We start from the raw sequence: 13,064 nt of genomic DNA on the forward strand, positions 1-13,064 counted from the left end.
GGGAAGAGGGCGGCAGTTGAACGAACACACATTGTCCATGCGACTGGAGCGGGTGGCGGCGCATGTACCGGCCGGCGCGCGTTTGGCGGATATCGGCTCGGATCACGGCTATCTGCCGGTGGCCCTGATGCGACGTGGCGCCATCGTTGCGGCGGTGGCCGGCGAGGTGGCGCTGACGCCGTTCCATGCCGCGGTGCGCACGGTGCGCGACAACGATCTGCAGCAGCACATCAGCGTGCGTCTGGCCAGTGGTCTGGCGGCGATCGAACCTGATGACGGGATTACCGCGATCAGCCTCTGCGGCATGGGCGGCGAAACGATTCGCGACATCCTCGACAGCGGTAAGGCGCGCCTGCGCGGGCACGAGCGGCTGATCCTGCAACCCAACGGCGGCGAGCAACCCCTGCGCCAATGGCTGATGGACAACGGCTACCGCATCCTCGATGAGGAAGTGCTGCAGGAAAACCGCTTCTTCTACGAAATCATCGTCGCCGAGCGCGGCGCACCGCTGAGCTACAGCGCCGAACAGTTGTACTTCGGCCCGTTGCTGATGCAGACGCGCAGCCCGGCATTCCTCGCTAAATGGCAGCGCTTGTTAAGGCAGAAACAGAAAACCCTGAACAGTTTCAAACAGGCGCGCCAGGCTGTGCCCGAGGAGAAGCTGCAAGACATTGCGCGGCAGGTTCAGTGGATTACCGAGCTGCTGGCGTGATCTGGCATGTTGGCGCTGGCGGCTTTCAGGTTTAAAGTCAGCTTCAAGGTTAACGTGCTGCGGAGTCGGACATGAGAATTGGTGAACTGGCAAAAATCAGCGGACTGGCGCCATCGCGTATCCGCTTCTACGAAGCGAGCGGATTGATCACTTCGGTCGCTCGCAAAGCCAATGGCTATCGCGATTACGCCCCCGACACACAGTGGGTGTTGCATATCATCACCGGCGCGCAGGCGGCAGGTTTCTCCCTGGAGGAGATCCGTCAGTTGATGCCGATGAACGCGAGTGGCTGGCAGCATGACCAATTGCTCAGTGGCTTGAAGCAAAAGGTCGAAGAAATCGAAGTCCTGCAGCAACGGCTGGCGCAGAACAAGGAGCAACTGCTGCTGGTCATCAAGGGGATCGAGGGCAAGCCTGCGGGGATGGCGTGTGCGGACAATGCGCAGAGGCTGATCCAACGGCTGTGCGAAGACGGCGTGGCTTCTGCGCCCGACAAGCAGCCAGCAGCTGCGGCAAGAAAAGCAAACGCCCGTCAGGCATCCAGAGCCTGACGGGCGTTACCGCTTTCAGCGATTGCCAACCAGCGTGGCAAGCGGTTTTGGCGCATAGAGCGCACTCTGGAACTCAGGGACATATTCGTACTTGAGCATTTTCCCCAGCTTCAAGTCGCGCAAGTAGTTCGACAGGCTGCCATCGCCCAGTGTCAGCGTGGCGGCATCCGCGTCTCGGCTTGAACCGTGGCTGAGTTGGCGCGAAACCGCGTAGCCATAGGCCAGTTGGCCCTGGTGATCGAGGTTGGTGAAACTGCTGGTGACGATATTCTCATTGCGCGACAGTTTGTCGAGCTTCTTCGCGGTGAAGGACACGTCCGGTTTGCCGGTCTGGCTGTCACTGATCTCGTAGATCACCGATTGCCCGTTTTCTTTGCGATCAATCCCGGTCAGCCACTTCGGCAGGTTGTATCCGACCACTCCGCGCACCCGCGCCAGCTCGGTATTGACCGGCAACTTGAGCACATAACCCCAGAAATCTTCTGACATCGACTGGCCAATCAACGTGAGCGGGCCCAGGTTGGCTTTGCCGGGTTTGTTGGTAATGATCGACACGGCAACTTCGTTATAGGCGTCGTTATCGCAATGCTCGTAGGTGTATGCAGTGAATGCGATCAAGCCGCGTCCTGGCCAGACTTGCAGCGGCTGCACGGTGGCCAGTATTTCGGGCGGCATCAACGCCCGGAGTCGCTCGAGGTCGGCCGTGTAGATCGCCGTGACACGACTGTTCTGGTAGTAGAAGTTTGGGGAATAGGACTCGAAGCCAATGTCGACCTTGTGCTTTTCCAGTCCTTTGAACCAGCTCAAATCAACGCCCGGGACTTCGGCGGCAATCACCGACAACGGCGGATTGGAGCGAAAGCGGTCATAGAGGCCACCCTTGACGACGGGTACTGAATGGCCGGCAATGTCGATGGTGGTGGTCTCGGTCAGGTCGGGCATTTCAGGTGTCTCCGCCAACGCAGCGTTGGCAAAAGTGGTGATCAGCAAACCTGTTAAAACGGCGCTCGCGAGTTTCAATCGGACTTTCTCCGGTGGGTAGGCACTACAAAAAGATTCAGCGCGTTTGTTCGCCAGCGAGCACCGCCATCACGGCTTCAGCTACGGCTTTGGGCGATTGAGGGTTCTGGCCGGTCACCAGTCTTCCATCGGTAATGGCAAATGAAGTGAACGGCAGCCAGCCCTTGCGGTAGTGCGCGCCCTGGCTCACCAAGCGGTCCTCAAGAAAGAATGGCACCTGATTTTTCATGCCCGAGAGCAGCTCTTCGCGGTCAGAGAAGCCGGTGATGTTTCGGTTCTTGATGATCAATTGGCCCTGGCTGTCCTTCAGATCCAGCAGACCCGCTACGCCATGGCACACGGCCGACACGATGCCGCCCTGGTTGTAGATGGTTTCGGCGACACGGCGCAGGTCAGGGTTGTCCGGAAAGTCCCACATGACGCCATGGCCCCCGGTGAAGTAGATGACGCCGAAGCGGGACGGATCGACCTCGGCGATCGGCAGCGTATTGGCCAGGCGCGCGCGGAACGCAGGCGACTGCAAATGCTCCCGCGCAGCCTTGTCCATGTACAACCAGCCCAGACTGCGTTCGTCCAGAGGCACCGCGCCACCCTTGGGACTGGCAAACACGGTGGTGTAGCCGGCGGCTTCCACCACATCGGTGAAGTGGGTCAGCTCGGTCAGCCACAACCCGGTGGTATCGGTTCGAGAGGGATAGCTGGCGTGATTGGTCATGATCACCAGGATCTGGCGATCCTTGATCGCCGCCGACTCAGCATTTGCAAACGTCATGAAAGCACCACCTATCAATAACAGGGCAGAGGAAACAAGGGTCTTGAGCATCATCCGGGCTCCATCGAGCAAGCAGGTCGGCGCATGCTCACCTTAAACCTCGCTTTAAGGTCAACCCCGCTGCTGCGAATAATTTGCGTCGATGCCATCGGACTTTTGCTTGACCCTCAACCTGACTTTAACGCTAGCGTCTGAAGCTGATTGGGCAAGGCAATAACGCCGGTCATCAATTCACTCAGGAGCCAGGCATGAGTCAGCAAGACCAACCGGATACACCGATGAAATGGATGATTTATGGCGCCAACGGCTATACCGGCGAACTGATCGCTCGCGATGCCGTCAGGCGTGGACTCAGGCCGGTGTTGGCCGGACGTAGCCGCGACAAGGTCGAAGCGTTGGCCCGGGAACTGGGTCTCGAAGCCCGGGTGTTCGGCCTGGATGACCCTGCGCGGTTGCTGGCGCAGATCAAGGGCCACGGTTTGATTCTGCATTGCGCGGGGCCGTTTTCCGCGACCGCCGCGCCGATGATCGAGGCCTGCCTGCGGGCCGGCGCGCACTATCTGGACATCACTGGCGAGATTGCCGTATTCGAACATGCGCAGTCCCTGAATGAGCGGGCGCGGGCAGCGGGGTCAGTCATTTGCCCCGGCGTCGGCTTCGATGTAGTCCCGACCGACTGCGTTGCCGCCGCCCTGAAAGACGCGCTGCCGGATGCGACGCATCTGGCGCTGGGCTTCGATTCACGTTCGAGCTTTTCACCCGGCACTGCCAAGACTTCAATCGAAGGTCTGGCGCAGGGTGGCAAGGTCCGACGTGACGGCAAGATTGTTTCCGTGCCGCTGGCCTATCGGGTACGGCGTATCGATTTCGGTGCCGGGGAGAAGCTGGCGATGACCATCCCCTGGGGCGATGTGTCCACCGCTTGGCACACCACCGGCATCGCCAATATCGAGGTGTTCATACCGGGTTCGGCGGGGATGATTCGCGGCGCCAGGCTCGCCAACTGGATTCGTCCGTTGCTGGGACTGTCGTTTGTGCAGCGGCTGCTCAAGGCGCGCATCGGCAAGACAGTGACCGGCCCGGATCAGGCAAAACGTGCTGACCAAGGCACCTATGTGTGGGGCGAGGCCCGCAATGCGCGCGGTGAAAGCAAAGTCGCCCGCGTGCACACCGCGAACGTTTACAGCCTGACGATCGACGCTGCGTTGGCGGTGGTTGGCTATCTGTTGCAGACACGTCCGCCCGGCGGTGCCTACACACCTGCGCGGTTGTTGGGCGCGGATCTGGTGACGCACTTGCCTGGGTCGAGCGAAATCAACATTGAATGACCTTGAAAAAAGTCGTTGACCTTAAAGTTGACTTCAATCTTATGGTGACCTCATCTCCAGTTGAGGACTGCCCCATGAATGTGTTCGCCGCCCTGACCTTACCCAATGGTTCAACCATCAAGAACCGCATCGCCAAAGCCGCCATGGAAGAAAACATGGCGGACGCCGACCAGGCGCCCTCTGCAGAACTGATGCGTCTGTATCAGGCATGGGCCGACGGTGGTGCCGGGCTGATTATCACCGGCAACGTGATGGTCGACGGCCGCGCCATGACCGGGCCGGGCGGCGTGGTGCTGCAGGATGATCAGCAACTCGACAAGTTCGAGCGCTGGGCGCGGATCGGCCGTTCTGCCGGTGCGCAGTTCTGGTTGCAGATCAATCATCCGGGGCGCCAGATGCAGTCCAACCTCGGGCAGAAAACCTGGGCGCCGTCAGCGGTGCCACTGGAGCTGGGCAAACTGTCAAAGCGTTTCGCCACGCCGCACGCCATGACCGCCAGTGTGATTGAGGACGTCATTCAGCGTTTTGCGAATACCGCACGCCTGGGTGAACAGGCCGGCTTCACTGGGGTGGAAATCCACGCCGCTCATGGCTATCTGTTGAGCCAGTTTCTCTCGCCACTGACCAATCAAAGGACGGACGAGTGGGGCGGCTCTCTGCAGAACCGCGCGCGGTTATTGGTCGAGATCGTCAAGGCAGTCAGAGCCGTGGTTTCCGCGCAATTTGCGGTGGCGGTCAAACTCAATTCCGCCGATTTCCAGCGCGGCGGATTCACCGCTGACGATGCGAAAAAGGTCGTTGAACTGCTCAACGATCTGGGCGTGGATCTGGTGGAACTGTCCGGTGGCAGCTACGAAGTTCCGGCCATGCAGGGTGAGGCGCGTGATGGTCGAACCCTGGCTCGCGAGGCCTATTTCGTCGAATTTGCCCGGGACCTTCAGACCGTTGCCAAAATGCCAGTGATGGTCACCGGCGGCATCCGCCGTCGTCCGGTGGCCGAAAGCGTTGTGCAGAGTGGTGTGGACATGGTCGGCATCGGTACCGCGTTGGCCATCGATCCGTACCTGCCGCGTGACTGGCTGCAGGGCAAGGACAACGCCCCGCAATTACCGCCGATCACCTGGAAAAACAAGGCCATTGCGGCCTTGGCGAACATGGCGGTGGTGAAGTTTCAGCTGGGTAAACTCAGTCGGGCGAAAAAGCCTGATCCGGGGGTGTCACCGTTACGCGCGCTGATTTTGCAGCAGATCGCCATGGCGTTTCGCACTCGGCAATATCGGCGCTGGATGGAAAAGCGTTCGGCGTGAGTCGCAAGGCATTTCAATCTTGACGTTGGCGGACGCTCTGAGAAGAGCCCGCCAAGTCAACCGATGGCAAACTTTGGGCGCAGTTTTCTTATTTCGGGCCAAGGTCATACGGTCGCAGATCGCTAGAATGCGGTTTTGAAACTTCAGCATGGATGCGCAAGCGCTCGTCCAAAGGAGATATCCGTGATAACAGGGCAGTGTCTTTGCGCTGCAGTACGCTTCTCCCTCACAGTGGAACCGCGCTTTTTCTATCGCTGCCACTGCTCACTGTGCCGCAAACAAACCGGTGTCGGGTTCAACCTCGCTACTCTGGTCAGCGCTCGGGACTTTCGTTGGGACGCAGGGCAGGACTCGATCAACAGTTGGATCAAATCCAGCGGCTACAGAAACGACTTCTGCGCACAGTGCGGCTCGACCGTGCCCAACCCGCTTCGCGAATCGCCTTACGTGTGGATTCCGCTCGGACTGCTCGATGAGGATCTGAGCATGGAATGCGTTGGCGATTTCTGTGTGGACGATGCCATGTCATGGGATACGCAGCGTTCAACGCGGAGTTATCACGGGGCGGTGGAGTCACTGGCGTTTCTTCTGCAAAAACTCCGGCTCAATCCTGATTGACCCGAAGCTCGCGCTGCAATTACTTCCTTAGATACGCAAACATGTGCTGCACATAATCCGCCTTGCCCAGCGGCACACCGTTGTGGCGCAGGATGTTGTAGGCACAGCACACTTTGCGCCGGAGCCTCCCCACGACATTTGCCTTAGGCTCAATGATTGGCAGCGTCGCTCAACTGTTGAAGCTCAAGTTGCCTGGCAGCACTCGCTTCGAGGGCCGCACGCTCAACATCCAGATACCGATGGATGCTTTGGAGGTTGGCAATTTTCTGTTTGATTTCGGCCATCTTCTTTTCAATCAGCTTCGCGCCGTCAGCACAGTCGATCAGCTTGTTGCGCTGCGCATCCAGAATCTCGCCTATTTCCCCCAAGGAAAATCCCATGCTTTGCGCGCGCTGGATAAAGTCCAGATCCTGCAGGGTTTGCTCGGTATATACACGATAATTGTTGGTTTGCCGCAGCGGTGAGATCAGGCCGATCTGCTCGTAGTAACGCAACGTATGACGGCTGGCGCCGCTGCGAGCCTCGAGTTCGCCGATTTTCATGAAAACACCACTTGACTGTAGAGTTGGGTCGATACTTTACGCTTGATTTCTCACCTTCAACAAGGAGCAGGGAAATGAGCGTGGAGTGCTTTGTCACGGGAGGAACCGGCTTCATCGGTCAACATTTGCTGGCGAACCTGAGTGCAAAAGGTCACACCCTTCGGGTATTGATGCGTCGCCCGGAGCGGCTGGCTGCGTTGCGCGAGCAAGTTGATAGTTTAGGCGGGTGCGCAACACGGGTATTTGCCGTGGCTGGCGATCTGGAACAGGACAATCTCGGGCTGAGCCTGGCTGATCAGGAGGTGCTGAGGCGCGCCAGCGTCATATTCCATCTGGGCGCTCACTTCGCATGGGGGCTTTCGATGGAGCAGTCTCGTGCGGTGAATGTGGAGGGGGCAAAGCGTGTGGCGCTGTTGGCGGCTGAGCAAAAAAGCCGTTTAGTGATGATCGGCGGCTACATGCTGAACAATCATGAACATCTGCAACGCATCGGCATTGATCCTCGTCAGCCGGAGTTGACGAACTGGCCCGCCGTCTACCTACGTGTCGGTGGATACGAGGCAAGCAAGCTGGAGGCGCATTTTGCGACCCAGCAGGTCATGTCCGCCAAGGGTGGTGAGATGACCGTTGTCCACCCTGCGACGGTCTGTGGCCACAGCCGCACCGGGCATATCGTTGACGGTCAGCCGCTGGTGGCGCTGATACGCAACCTGGTGCAGGGCAAGATGACTGCAGTGCCCGGTACCGCCGAGCACTGGCTGCCACTGGTCACCGTGGATTATCTGGTCGAACTGGTGGCTGTTTGTGCTTTTGATCCTGCCATGGTGGGCGAGGAACTGCTGGTGCTTGATGATCAAACGCCAAACTTGCGAGAACTCCTGGCACAGGTGGCTAAACCTTTGGGCTTGAAGTCTCCCAAACATCACATTTCACTCCGACTGCTGAAGTGGCTACTGAGTATTCCTCCGGTCGCGTGGTTTTTGAATACAAAACCCGAAGCCTTGGACTTTATCCAGACCACTCGTTTCAACACCGCGGCGGTCGAGCAGTTTGCCAACAGGCATGGAATCGCCAAACCGGATATACGTCAGGCTTTGCAGCACACGGCAACGTTCGTCAACGCGTTTTGCATAGCCAAGGGCCAGGCACTCTGACTTCTCCCTTGGGCGGCGCCGTCGATACAGGGCGGCATGCTATCGAACGACAATTCAGCGACAAGGATCGTCACCGCGCAGCCTCGGATGCGCGGCAGGATCTTGTTTCGATACTCACGGAACTATCGCTAGACCAACGTCGGTTTTACAACGCAAACGTAGTCCCGCGAGTATTCACAAACAATGAGTAGATCGAGTGACTACTGGCCATGAACAGTCGATTGCCTTCGCGCCCGCCGAAGCACAGGTTCGGGCAGCGCTCTGGCAGCGAAATGTGCCCGATGGCCTTGCCCTGCGAGTTGAAAACACGCACGCCGTCGAGTTTTTCCAGGTCGGCCTTGGGATCACCATTACCGCCCCAGCCGCACCACAGGTTGCCCGCTTCGTCGCACTTGATGCCGTCAATCGCGGCATAGTCCAAGCCTTCGATGTGCTTGCGGCGTTCACCCAGGGTGCCGTCGTCTTTCACCGTAATCGCCCAGATCAAGCGATTGGGCTTGGCGCGACCTTCGACGACATTCAGGGTCTTTTCATCGGGAGAAAAGCACAGGCCGTTGGGGCCGTTGAGGTCGTCGATTACCCGAGTGACTTTTTGGCTCTCACCGTCGATGCGGTACACGGCGTGGGGTTGGGTCGGGGTGACTTTGTGGCCTTCGTAGTTGTTGCCGGTCTGGAATGGCGGGTCGGTGAACCAGATCGAGGCATCACTTTTGCAGACGATGTCGTTGGGCGAGTTGAAGGGCTTGCCGTCGAAACTGTCGGCCAGCACGATGATCGTGCCATTGTGTTCGGTGCGCGTGATGCGGCGCCCTTCGCTAGTGGTGGTGGAGCCTTCGCAAACGATCAGACGCCCCTGTCGATCCCGGCACATGCCGTTGGAGAAGTTTGAGTGTTCGCGGTACACCGTGAAGGAGTCGGTGATTTCGTCCCAGCGCATGATGCGATTATTGGGGATGTCGCTGACCAACAGATACCGGCCATCACCGACCCACACCGGTCCTTCGGCCCAGCGCATGCCGGTGGCGAGCTTTTCAACACTGGCGTTGAAAACGCGTAGCTCCAGGAAACTGTCGTCGAGGATATGAATCAGTGGATCAGGGTAGCGCTGACTCAAGGGTTCGGCGGCATCGGAGAAGCGGGGCAGTGCGGCGCTGCCGACAGTGGCGAGCGTGGCGGAAACAGCGAGCGACTTTTTCAGGAAACTGCGGCGGGTATTGCCTTTCGCTTGATCAAGGCTTTCAGGCTTGGCGGACAGGAATGAGTCCATGTAGCGATCTCCGTGGTTTTATTTTTGTTGAGGAGGCGTAGTAATACCCTGTGATAAGACATCGTACAAGCTGACATGCCGCCGCCAGCGCTGCATTTTATCGCGGGTGAATCACTCAAACCGGTGACTGGAATCGATCCGGCCGACACGGCGCTAACGCGGTCGCAAAGCCTCCCCCGACGATCTCCTCGGCCACCAGTCGTCCTACGACTGCCGCCAGTGTCACGCCCGGATGCATGACGCAAACATAGGCACCGCTGAGGTTCGGCAGATAGCCAATGACTGGAATGCCATCGACAGGCATTGGTCTGAGGCCGACGCACGCCGTTTGCGGCTCTATGGATAGCACCCCGTGCAGTTCGTGCTGGATGACTTTGGCCGTTCTCTGTGCGATGGCTTGCGCGCTGTTTAGCGGTGCCTCATCTACATAGTCTTCTGCAGCGAGCAACGTACCGTCAGTGTCTTGCCTGATTTCCATTTCGGGGCTGGAGATGATCGTGTTCACTCGTTGGGGTTGGGTTTTGTAACGGATGAATATTGCGGGTGAGGCGTCGATGGGCAGGGTGACGTTCAGTTGATCCACCAACAGCGGGGTGGCGGTTCCGGCTGCCAGTACGACAACGTCGGCATCGTGCTTGCCCGTCGCAGTGATCACGCCGCTGACGATACCGTCCAGAATCTGCAAACCGAGCACTGGCGTATGGGTGAGCAGAGTCGCTCCTTGCGCCTGCGCACCTGCAATCAAGGCCCGCGTTGCCTGCACGGCATCCAGCGCGCCTTCTTCGGCGGCAAAGAACGCCCGTTCTGGAGGATGTTTGAGGTTGGGTTCAAGCTCGAGAATCTGCGCGCTATATATAGAAGGCGCTTGAAACCGGCCATCGCCGTAAGACAGCGCACCGGTCCAGCGCACCTTCAGCCCCGGCAGCTCGGATTCGAGTCGGCGGTATTCTGCGATGGCCGCTGCGCGCAACGGCGCAATGGAATCCGGTCCGCCGTGCGAAGTGTTGATCCAGGCGAAGGAGCGGCCCGTCACACCGGACGCAATCTCACCGGCCTCGACCATTATGACGTGTGCACCTTTCGCGGCGAGATGATACGCAACTGACGCGCCGACGATTCCCGCGCCGATGACGATGATTCGTTTACTCATATCAACCTCCGTTGTCGAGGCGCTGACGTTACTACATCGCCGCACTTTGACGCAGGCTTGCCTGGCCCGGTGATATCAGGGAAGCTGCGCCGAATCCGGTTACGGGTCAGTTGTTGAATTGTTCAGGGAAGCGTTGATGGCACTCAGGGTGTTGGTGGTTGGCGGGTATGGAAACTTTGGCAGTATCGTTTGTCGGCATCTGATCGACATGCCGGGCATCGAACTGGCGATCTCGGGGCGCGATCCGCAGAAGCTGGGGCGCAAGGTCGCTGAGTTGGGGGCGAGCTGCGAGCGCTGGTGTGGTGATGCGATGGGCGCCGGTTTCACCGCTGCTCTGCGCGCAATGAATATTCAACTGGTGATTCACACGGGCGGCCCGTTTCAGGGGCAATCCTGTGCGGTGGCCGAAAGCTGCATCGAGGCGGGCGTCAACTATTGCGATCTGGCGGACTGCCGGACGTTCGTCAATGGCATCGGCGTACTCGATGCACGGGCGAGAGAGGCTGGTGTCGCCATCCTCAGTGGTTGCAGTTCGGTGCCGACGCTGTCGTCGGCGATCATCGATGAGCAGCGCCATCACTTCAAACGCATCGACTCGATCGAGCACGGCATTTCCTCGTCAGCGAAAATGCCGGGGTTGTCGACGATCGAGGGTGTGCTGGCGTATGCGGGCAAACCGATCCGCCAACTGCGCAATGGTCAAGTGCATGAGGTGATGGGCTGGGAAGACCTGACCCTGCGCAAGCTGCAGAACCTGGGCACTCGTGCGCTGGCCAATGTTGATGTGCCGGACATGGACATCTTTGCCAGCCGCTTTGGTGCGCACACGTTGAGTTTCAAGGCAGGCGCTGGCCTCAAGCTCGGCGGCGTGGCCAATTATCTGTTTGCACTGGCGATGAGGAAAGGGCTGGTGCGTGACCACAGGGTGTGGGCGGCCCGGTTGCATCGCTGGGGGACATGGTTTGAGCGTTTCGGTGATGGCAAAAGTGCGATGTATATAGATGTGCGAGGTGTCGGCTTGAACGACCAGCCGTTGTTGATGACGGCGCAACTGACCGCGCTGAATGACAAGGGGCCGGAGATTCCGAGTTGTGCTGCCGTTGCTCTGGCCGCGAAAATCGCTCGAGGTTACTTGCCCGAACCGGGGGCCCGTCCTTGCGTCGGTGAGATCAGCGTCGACGAATACATGGCAGCGATCAACGATCCGCAGAATCTTGGCCTGTCCGTGATCTTCTCTGGCGGGATGCGTTGAGCATGCTTTATCTAAGCGTGAAGTACGTGCATGTCGTCGCTGCGATTTTCCTCTTCGGCTTCGGCATGGGTTCCTATCTGTACCTGATCGCCGCCAGTCGCACGGCCAATCCGCAAGTGATTGCGCATGTGGCGAAAATGGTCGTGCGCTATGACGCCTGGATCACCACGCCGGCGGGCTTCATCCAGATCGCGACGGGTTATTGGCTGACAAGGCTTTCCGGGTTGCCCTTGACCACGGATTGGGTGCTGATGTCGCTGATCCTGTTCTTTGTAGTGGGCTCGCTTTGGTTGCCGGTGCTGTTGCTGCAGAAACGTCTGCAAGGGATGGCGGCGGACGCGGTGCAATGTGGGGCGGGGCTTGATGCTGATTACCGGGCTGTTTATCGGCAGTGGTTCTGGATGGGCGTTTGCGGGTTTCTGGGAATGTTCGTGATCGTGCTGATGATGGTGACGAAGATGACGCCGGGGCAGTGGCTGCAGTTGATGTTGTAGCTGAGCATTCACACCGGCGACTTGAGAAAGCGACGTTCGTGATCGGGGTCGGGTAACAGGCAGCTGTCGTACTTGCCGAAGATCCGATAGCGATTGAGTGCGACGCGGTCGTAGGCCCAATCTCTAAGTGCTCGTGGGAAAACTCGCAGAAGCCTGACCGGCGACCAACGAGACGGCAGTTGTGCAATCACTTCGAAGAACGCATCAGAGCGCACCCAGTAATGCTGGTCGCGGATCACCGCCATAGTGTCGAATTCGTCCACCGGGAGACCGGCCCATGCCAGCAAGGCCTGACCTTCTGGCGATTGCACTGCCGCCAGGCGCACTCGCTGCTTGTTGTCATGACGAATCAGAAAACGCGCCCAGCCGTTGCATAGCTTGCAGACGCCGTCGAACAGCACCACGGTCTCGCCTGGGTTGAGCAGGGGCGCTGGGGTAGGGCGTATTCGGGAGCCGGACAAGGCCCGGGGTCCAGGAAGTTGGGCTGTCATTGTGAGGCATCATCCGAAGGCGTTGTTTTAGGCGATGGACCGTATGCTGCGCATCTGTTGACGGTGCGTCTATATATAAGCAGGCTTTTTCGGTGCATTGATAGAAAACTGAAATTAACGGTTGACGGCAGATTCAGGAGGTCTATAATTCGCCCCACTTCCGGCGCAGTCGAAACGGAAAACTCCTTGAGATTCAATGAGTTACGCAGTTTTCGGCAGCGACTTGCTTCAGTTCATCGAAGCCTGGAAGGAGTTGAAAGAGCGGTGATGCTTGGCTCTTTTGACGGTTCGATCTTCTCGGTCGAAAGCGGAGAAAAAGAGGTGTTGACAGCAGCGTGTAACGCTGTAGAATTCGCCTCCCGCTAACGAGAGATCGGAAGCGCAAGTGGTTGAAGTTGTTGAAGAA

Annotated in this window: 15 protein-coding genes; 8 read left to right on the top strand and 7 right to left on the bottom strand. The window is 58.7% G+C overall.

Translation table 11 applies throughout. The features are described 5' to 3' along the window. Positions 1 to 16: 16 nt before the first annotated feature. Positions 17 to 712, top strand: coding sequence for a tRNA (adenine(22)-N(1))-methyltransferase TrmK (locus H043_RS0125240; RefSeq protein ID WP_027614184.1), 696 nt, complete (start codon positions 17 to 19; stop codon positions 710 to 712). A 71-nt stretch (positions 713 to 783) separates the two neighbouring features. Continuing rightward, on the top strand, positions 784 to 1,263 hold the full coding sequence (locus H043_RS0125245) for a MerR family transcriptional regulator (protein ID WP_027614185.1): 480 nt from the start codon (positions 784 to 786) through the stop codon (positions 1,261 to 1,263). A gap of 15 nt (positions 1,264 to 1,278) precedes the next feature. Here the strand turns inward: H043_RS0125245 and H043_RS0125250 are convergent, their stop codons facing one another. Then, a complete protein-coding gene (locus H043_RS0125250) occupies positions 1,279 to 2,283 on the bottom strand; it encodes a hypothetical protein (RefSeq protein ID WP_027614186.1) in 1,005 nt (334 codons plus the stop codon). A gap of 37 nt (positions 2,284 to 2,320) precedes the next feature. Continuing rightward, the gene (locus H043_RS0125255; RefSeq protein WP_027614187.1) at positions 2,321 to 3,109 is read right to left on the bottom strand and encodes a type 1 glutamine amidotransferase domain-containing protein; all 789 of its coding nucleotides are present in this window, start codon (positions 3,107 to 3,109) and stop codon (positions 2,321 to 2,323) included. Positions 3,110 to 3,303: 194 nt separating this feature from the next. On the opposite strand from H043_RS0125255, the gene H043_RS0125260 reads away from it, so the two are divergent. The 3 genes from H043_RS0125260 to H043_RS0125270 all read left to right on the top strand — a co-directional run bounded on the left by H043_RS0125260 (position 3,304) and on the right by H043_RS0125270 (position 6,308). Further along, positions 3,304 to 4,383 (top strand): trans-acting enoyl reductase family protein, encoded by a 1,080-nt coding sequence (locus tag H043_RS0125260; RefSeq protein ID WP_049827952.1) that lies wholly within the window; start codon positions 3,304 to 3,306, stop codon positions 4,381 to 4,383. Positions 4,384 to 4,457: 74 nt separating this feature from the next. After that, positions 4,458 to 5,690 (top strand): NADH:flavin oxidoreductase/NADH oxidase family protein, encoded by a 1,233-nt coding sequence (locus tag H043_RS0125265; RefSeq protein ID WP_027614189.1) that lies wholly within the window; start codon positions 4,458 to 4,460, stop codon positions 5,688 to 5,690. 183 nt (positions 5,691 to 5,873) lie between these two features. Then, positions 5,874 to 6,308 carry a GFA family protein gene (locus tag H043_RS0125270; RefSeq protein WP_081730284.1) on the top strand — a complete coding sequence of 145 codons (435 nt, stop codon included), beginning with the start codon at positions 5,874 to 5,876 and terminating at the stop codon, positions 6,306 to 6,308. Between the two features lie 19 nt (positions 6,309 to 6,327). On the opposite strand, the gene H043_RS31025 is transcribed toward H043_RS0125270, so the two are convergent. Together H043_RS31025 and H043_RS0125275 are read right to left on the bottom strand one after the other, a co-directional pair. Then, positions 6,328 to 6,465, bottom strand: a complete 138-nt coding sequence (locus tag H043_RS31025) for a DUF1993 family protein (protein WP_368681407.1) — start codon at positions 6,463 to 6,465, stop codon at positions 6,328 to 6,330. After that, positions 6,458 to 6,850: a MerR family transcriptional regulator gene (locus H043_RS0125275; protein ID WP_027614191.1), complete on the bottom strand. Its 393-nt coding sequence runs from the start codon at positions 6,848 to 6,850 to the stop codon at positions 6,458 to 6,460. Before H043_RS0125275 ends, H043_RS31025 begins: the two co-directional genes overlap by 8 nt. Before the next feature lie 74 nt (positions 6,851 to 6,924). On the opposite strand from H043_RS0125275, the gene H043_RS0125280 reads away from it, so the two are divergent. Further along, positions 6,925 to 8,004 carry an SDR family oxidoreductase gene (locus H043_RS0125280; protein WP_027614192.1) on the top strand — a complete coding sequence of 360 codons (1,080 nt, stop codon included), beginning with the start codon at positions 6,925 to 6,927 and terminating at the stop codon, positions 8,002 to 8,004. 145 nt (positions 8,005 to 8,149) lie between these two features. Here the strand turns inward: H043_RS0125280 and H043_RS0125285 are convergent, their stop codons facing one another. Both H043_RS0125285 and H043_RS0125290 read right to left on the bottom strand, forming a co-directional pair. Continuing rightward, on the bottom strand, positions 8,150 to 9,271 hold the full coding sequence (locus H043_RS0125285) for an SMP-30/gluconolactonase/LRE family protein (RefSeq protein WP_027614193.1): 1,122 nt from the start codon (positions 9,269 to 9,271) through the stop codon (positions 8,150 to 8,152). 115 nt (positions 9,272 to 9,386) lie between these two features. After that, positions 9,387 to 10,421, bottom strand: coding sequence for an FAD-binding oxidoreductase (locus tag H043_RS0125290; protein ID WP_027614194.1), 1,035 nt, complete (start codon positions 10,419 to 10,421; stop codon positions 9,387 to 9,389). A gap of 136 nt (positions 10,422 to 10,557) precedes the next feature. Between H043_RS0125290 and H043_RS0125295 the strand changes: the two genes are divergently transcribed. After that, positions 10,558 to 11,673, top strand: a complete 1,116-nt coding sequence (locus H043_RS0125295) for a saccharopine dehydrogenase family protein (RefSeq protein ID WP_027614195.1) — start codon at positions 10,558 to 10,560, stop codon at positions 11,671 to 11,673. Between the two features lie 2 nt (positions 11,674 to 11,675). Continuing rightward, positions 11,676 to 12,167, top strand: a complete 492-nt coding sequence (locus tag H043_RS0125300; RefSeq protein ID WP_027614196.1) for a DUF2269 domain-containing protein — start codon at positions 11,676 to 11,678, stop codon at positions 12,165 to 12,167. 8 nt (positions 12,168 to 12,175) lie between these two features. Here the strand turns inward: H043_RS0125300 and H043_RS0125305 are convergent, their stop codons facing one another. Continuing rightward, a complete protein-coding gene (locus tag H043_RS0125305; protein ID WP_177325664.1) occupies positions 12,176 to 12,628 on the bottom strand; it encodes a thiol-disulfide oxidoreductase DCC family protein in 453 nt (150 codons plus the stop codon). Positions 12,629 to 13,064 lie beyond the last annotated feature (436 nt).

This window comes from Pseudomonas sp. URIL14HWK12:I6 (assembly GCF_000514195.1).
In the GTDB taxonomy this organism is placed as follows: Bacteria; Pseudomonadota; Gammaproteobacteria; order Pseudomonadales; family Pseudomonadaceae; genus Aquipseudomonas; species Aquipseudomonas putida_A.

Excerpts from the sequence above, each read along its gene's own strand:
- H043_RS0125285 (WP_027614193.1), bottom strand. The coding sequence starts at position 9,271 with ATGGACTCATTCCTGTCCGCCAAGCCTGAAAGCCTTGATCAAGCGAAA.
- H043_RS0125275 (WP_027614191.1), bottom strand. The coding sequence starts at position 6,850 with ATGAAAATCGGCGAACTCGAGGCTCGCAGCGGCGCCAGCCGTCATACG.
- H043_RS0125280 (WP_027614192.1), top strand. The coding sequence starts at position 6,925 with ATGAGCGTGGAGTGCTTTGTCACGGGAGGAACCGGCTTCATCGGTCAA.
- H043_RS0125290 (WP_027614194.1), bottom strand. The coding sequence starts at position 10,421 with ATGAGTAAACGAATCATCGTCATCGGCGCGGGAATCGTCGGCGCGTCA.
- H043_RS0125295 (WP_027614195.1), top strand. The coding sequence starts at position 10,558 with ATGGCACTCAGGGTGTTGGTGGTTGGCGGGTATGGAAACTTTGGCAGT.
- H043_RS0125255 (WP_027614187.1), bottom strand. The coding sequence starts at position 3,109 with ATGATGCTCAAGACCCTTGTTTCCTCTGCCCTGTTATTGATAGGTGGT.
- H043_RS0125300 (WP_027614196.1), top strand. The coding sequence starts at position 11,676 with ATGCTTTATCTAAGCGTGAAGTACGTGCATGTCGTCGCTGCGATTTTC.
- H043_RS0125260 (WP_049827952.1), top strand. The coding sequence starts at position 3,304 with ATGAGTCAGCAAGACCAACCGGATACACCGATGAAATGGATGATTTAT.
- H043_RS0125245 (WP_027614185.1), top strand. The coding sequence starts at position 784 with ATGAGAATTGGTGAACTGGCAAAAATCAGCGGACTGGCGCCATCGCGT.
- H043_RS0125265 (WP_027614189.1), top strand. The coding sequence starts at position 4,458 with ATGAATGTGTTCGCCGCCCTGACCTTACCCAATGGTTCAACCATCAAG.